The sequence below is a fragment of the Frankia sp. AgKG'84/4 genome (assembly GCF_023242965.2).
In the GTDB taxonomy this organism is placed as follows: domain Bacteria; phylum Actinomycetota; class Actinomycetes; order Frankiales; family Frankiaceae; genus Frankia.
In genome coordinates, this window is the sequence record NZ_JALKFU020000912.1 from 1 (window position 1) to 813 (window position 813).

Genomic DNA, 813 nt, shown 5'->3' on the forward strand with positions numbered 1-813 from the left:
TATATGACAGCGGCCGGGGGGCGGGCGGGGGGACCTGGCCGACGGCCGGAGGCCCGCCATCGGTCAGGTGCCGACCATCGGTCAGGTGCCGGCCGGCGAGGTCGGGCGGCGGCAGAAGGCGGCGGCCGGTGCGAACGCGCGGGCGTGGCTGGGGCGCCTGGTCGTCTTCCACTTCGTCTGCGTGACCTGGGTGTTCTTCCGCGCGCCCGATCTGGCGACGGCCGGGCGGCTGCTCTCCCGACTGCTGACAGCGCCCGGGCCCGCGCCCCTGGTCACCGCACCCGTGCTCGCCGCCATCGCGGCCGGGCTGACGACGGCCGCCGTCCCCCGCGCCTGGTGGACCGCGACGCGGGTGCGCCTGGCACGGCTGCCCACCGTCGCCCAGATCCCACTCCTGACCCTCAGCATCATGATCATCTATGCGGTCGCCGGCCCCGGGCAGGTCTCCCCGTTCATCTACTTCCGGTTCTGACGCCGCTGTGACCGCTCGCAGGACACCGATGTGAGGTGCGCACGACATGACAGATCGCTCACCGGCCCCCCTGCCTGACCGGGACGGCGAGGCGGTGCCCATGGCCGACGCGGTGGACGCGATGCCGGCCCGGCGGGTCGTGGTCACGGTCGCCTCGGTGCTCGTCCTGCTCGCGGTGCTGCGCGCGCCGGCGATGGTGCATGCCGGGGAGGGGATGCGCCCGGGAACCACCCGCGCGGTCGTCCTCGGGGCGGGCCGCCCCCTCGCCCGGATCACCCATCCGCTGCGGCTGGACGCGCCCGACCGCGGGCTGGCGCGTGCCTTCGGGCACCGGCCCGGCC

At 75.8% G+C, this 813-nt stretch carries 1 protein-coding gene and 1 pseudogene; both read left to right on the plus strand.

Annotation, left to right across the window (positions count from 1 at the left end; translation table 11 throughout):
* The first annotated feature begins 67 nt into the window (after positions 1-67).
* Positions 68-472, plus strand: coding sequence for an MBOAT family O-acyltransferase (locus MXD58_RS25985; protein WP_250610370.1), 405 nt, complete (start codon positions 68-70; stop codon positions 470-472).
* Between the two features lie 46 nt (positions 473-518).
* Positions 519-813: pseudogene (locus MXD58_RS25990) on the plus strand (DUF459 domain-containing protein); the annotation flags it as partial.